This is a genomic window from Burkholderia sp. LMG 13014 (assembly GCF_905232215.1).
GTDB lineage: Bacteria > Pseudomonadota > Gammaproteobacteria > Burkholderiales > Burkholderiaceae > Burkholderia.
In genome coordinates this window covers 1-3,827 of sequence record NZ_CAJNKE010000558.1, presented here as the reverse complement: position 1 = coordinate 3,827, position 3,827 = coordinate 1, and the positions used below count along the sequence as shown (strand labels likewise).

3 protein-coding genes and 1 pseudogene are annotated in these 3,827 nt (G+C 62.9%); all 4 read right to left on the bottom strand.

The window, feature by feature from the left end:
* On the bottom strand, positions 1-1,372 hold a 1,372-nt coding region (locus JYJ84_RS30805; RefSeq protein WP_205189895.1), incomplete at its 3' end, for a type I polyketide synthase.
* Between the two features lie 3 nt (positions 1,373-1,375).
* The gene (locus JYJ84_RS30800; RefSeq protein WP_205185568.1) at positions 1,376-2,896 is read right to left on the bottom strand and encodes an LTA synthase family protein; all 1,521 of its coding nucleotides are present in this window, start codon (positions 2,894-2,896) and stop codon (positions 1,376-1,378) included.
* Between the two features lie 5 nt (positions 2,897-2,901).
* On the bottom strand, positions 2,902-3,696 hold the full coding sequence (locus JYJ84_RS30795; protein WP_175222334.1) for an SDR family oxidoreductase: 795 nt from the start codon (positions 3,694-3,696) through the stop codon (positions 2,902-2,904).
* Positions 3,689-3,827 (bottom strand): annotated as a pseudogene (locus tag JYJ84_RS30790) (capsular biosynthesis protein); the annotation flags it as partial. The pseudogene JYJ84_RS30790 and the gene JYJ84_RS30795, both read right to left, overlap by 8 nt.

Here is a 3,827-nt window from a genome sequence, read left to right as displayed (position 1 = left end):
TCGCGCTGCGGGCGGTCAGGACGAGCGGAGATAGCTGCGCGTGAATCGGCTCGGATGCCGCTGTCGACGCGTCGTTTGCAGCCGGCGCCTCGGTCAGTACGACGTGTGCGTTCGTTCCACCGAAGCCGAACGAGTTGACGCCCACCGTCAGTGGCGCGTCGCCCGCGTCGAGCGACATGTAGCGATCGACGACGCGCAGACGCCCGCCGTCGAAATCGATGCCGGGATTAGGCGTGACGAAATGCAGCGAGCGCGGTACCGCGCGATGCTTCAGGCACAGCACGGCCTTCAGCAGCCCGGCCATGCCGGATGCGGTCTCGAGATGGCCGATGTTGGTCTTGACCGACCCGATGAGCAGCGGTCGATCCGCCGGGCGCTCGCCCGACACGACGTCGATCAGCGCACGCGCCTCGATCGGGTCGCCGACCGCCGTGCCGGTGCCATGCGCCTCGAGATACGCCAGCGACTGCGGATCGATGCCCGCGCGCGCGTACACGCTGCGCAGCAGCGACGCCTGTGAGGCCGCGCCCGGCACGCTGATGCCGCCCGGCGAATGGCCGACCGAGTTCACGCCGGAGCCGGCGATCACCGCATGGATCGTGTCGCCGTCGGCGAGCGCGCGATCGAGCGGCTTGAGCAGCACGAACGCGCCGCCTTCCGAGCGGACATAGCCGTCGCCGGTCGCATCGAACGCGCGGCAACGACCGCGCGGCGACAGCATCGACGCCTTGGAGAAGCTGACGAAGCCGAACGGGTGCAGCAGCAGGTTGACGCCGCCCGCGAGCGCCACGTCGGCTTCGCCGGACTGCAGCGCCTTGACGGCCTGGTGGAGCGCGACGAGCGACGACGAACAGGCCGTATCGACGGACATGCTCGGGCCGCGCAGGTCGAACAGGTAGGACACGCGGTTCGACGCGATGCTCAGCGTATTGCCGGTCGCCGAATACGGATCGATCACGTTCAGATCGTCCATGTTGCGGTTGCCGTAATCCATGCTGGCGGCACCGACGAACACGCCGCAGTTACTGCCGCGCATGTCGGCCGGGCGCACGCCCGCGTCCTCGAACGCTTCCCATGCGAGTTCGAGCAGCAGGCGCTGCTGGGGATCCATCTGGGCCGCTTCGCGCGGGGAAATGCCGAAGAACGCGGCATCGAAGCCGGCGACGTTGTCGAGCACGCCGGCCGAGAACGTGTAGCTCTTGCCCGGTTCGCGCTTGGACGGGTGCTGGTAGAAATCGGTGCCGAACCGGTCGGCCGGGATTTCGGTCACTGCGTCGCGTTCGTCGCGCAGCAGTTGCCAGAAGTCGCCGGGGTTGTTTGCCCCCCCGGGAAATCGACACGCTATCCCAATTATTGCAATCTTACTGTTCATCTCTTATGTCGCTTTCTCGGATGCGCACGGTTCTTCCGTACGATTTCCGTCGTCTTGTGTCACGTGCAGCAATACCGCCCCTAACTCCTCCGCCGGCAAATTTCGGCATTCGGGAGCAACTGCGCCGTAATTCCGCCAGATGAAATAATCGCTGTGTTGCGGATTAACGTCCAGTTTATGAAAAACATGAGGCAGCGCGGGAACGTGATCGCCGTAGAAACAAACGACCGTTTCACGATTGCTGGTACGCAAATGATCGAGCAGTCGCCCGATCATTGCGTCCGCATTCTCAATGTGCCGCAAGTATGCTGTAAGGTCTTGCCAGGAAGCATCTTCGCCGAGAGTATGCCTTGAACACGATTCTCCGGGTAATACCTGCTCCAGATGCAGTGGGCCGTGGTTCTCCATCGTCATCGAGAAAATGAAGCGCGGGCGGCCACGAGGCGCATCGAGCGCGGCGATAATCGCATCCGTCACGGCGTCATCGGACACGTACGGCCCGGAGCGCGACGCCGCCGCAAAATGTTCGATATCGAGGAATTGCTCGAATCCAAGCAAGGGGAATACGCGATTACGCCCGAAGAAATCCGCATAGTAGGGATGAATCGCAAGCGTTTCGTAATCTCCGCGCCCGAACCAGCGGGCAAGCGATGCGCAGACACCGCGCACGAAAGTGTAAGGATAGAAACGCGCATACCCTAACGCCGCCTGGGGCACGCCCGTCAACACCGCGAATTCGGTGCGCATCGTGTTTGCCCCCCAGGCTGGTACGGTCAACTTGCCGTGGCACACCGACTCGCGCCGCGCCTCATCAAAGCGCGTGTACACCGCCGACTCCACCGCCCCGCTGACATGGCGCACGTCAAAGTACGACTCGCTCTGGATCACGATGACGTCGGGACGCCTCGCCGGCTCGCCGGTCGCAAACGGACTGGATTCGTTGGCACGCGCGAACGAGTCGAACGTCGTGGGACGCAAACCATTGAGCAGATAGGCCACGAACACCGCAAAAAAGCCGTGGCGCTGCTGATCGGCTATCGGATCCAGCGTCAGCGGCAGGCGGGCGGCAAGCCCTCGGCACAGTAAAAATGTGACCGTCGGGACGATCGCGAAAGCCAGCCATGGGCGTGGAGAGATAGCGGGCTCGGACAGGTAACCAATCAGCACAATCAGCACGCCCGCCACGATCGCAATCACCTTGTCGAGACTCAGGAACGGCAAGTAGAGTCGCGGGTGCGAAAACAACTGGCTGAACAGGCTAAGATCGGTAAAGACGAAGGGTTCGCGCAAGGATTCGTATTTCGCGTTGCTGACTATCTCGACCAAGCCAACGAGTGCGATCGCGACGAACGCGGAAAAAATCGGACGAGCGGTGACGAACAGGAGCAGCGACGCGATGAACAGAACTGCGAGCGCGCGGACGAATGCCCCGGCAAGCGAACGACGCTGCGGGAAACGGGGCACTGCGATGCGATCGGGCGCGAACGACAGGACAGCGGCGGCAATACATGTCAGCCAGGGCATCGCGGTCACTTGGCGTCTCCCTCCCTGGGAAAATAAGACAGCTTGTCGAGAATGGCGTCCGCGAGTGACGGCGGCAACAGCGGCAACAAGCGCATTCCGAACGCCAGCAGACCGGGAAACGCAACTTCGGGGCGTCCGGCTTCGAGTTTGCGACGGATATATGACGCTGCCTTGTTCGCTGTCCAGAGAAATGGCTTGTCGCCGGGAAATACGTCGCTCATGGACGTTTCAACGAATCCGGGCAAGACCACCGACATCCGGATGCCATTGCGCTTGAGCAAGGGTCTGACGGAATCGGCATACGCCTTGATCGCCGACTTGCTCGCACAATAAGCCGGCGAGATCGCCATCCCGCGCAGCGCGGCCAGCGACGCGACCATGACGACATGGCCCCGCTGTCGCCCGCGCATCCGGTCGACGACAGGCAGCACGGCGTGCAGGGCGCCATAAAAATTCGTGTCGACCACCCGCGCCGTGCGCTCCAGCCCCTCCCAGTCGTTCGTCGTGGCCAGCGTACTCGCCACACCCGCATTCGCGATCAGCAGATCAATCGGATGGGCCTCGTCGAAGCCGTCAAGCCACGCTTTTGCGCTGTCGGCATCGCGCACGTCAAACTGCCCGGTAATAACGACCGCGCCACGTGTACGGCATTCCGAGGCACTTGCGTCGAGCCGCTCGATATCGCGGCCGACGAGGCCGAGCACGACACCCGGCCGAGCATAAGCCAGCGCAAGCGCGCGGCCAATACCGGCGCTTGCGCCCGTGATCACGACATGGCGTGGTTGAGCAAGGCTACCCATGCACCTCCTCCACGCGGGTGACGACGCCCGCGACGGCCATCTCGATACCGGACTTTGTGTAGAAATCGCCGTTGATTTGCGTGTGATGCATCACGTAATCGAGAAAGGCACGATAGAGATGCATGTCCGGG

Bases quoted from the DNA above. Each gene is read 5' to 3' on its own strand.
- JYJ84_RS30795 (WP_175222334.1), bottom strand. From the start codon at position 3,696: ATGGGTAGCCTTGCTCAACCACGCCATGTCGTGATCACGGGCGCAAGC.
- JYJ84_RS30800 (WP_205185568.1), bottom strand. From the start codon at position 2,896: ATGCCCTGGCTGACATGTATTGCCGCCGCTGTCCTGTCGTTCGCGCCC.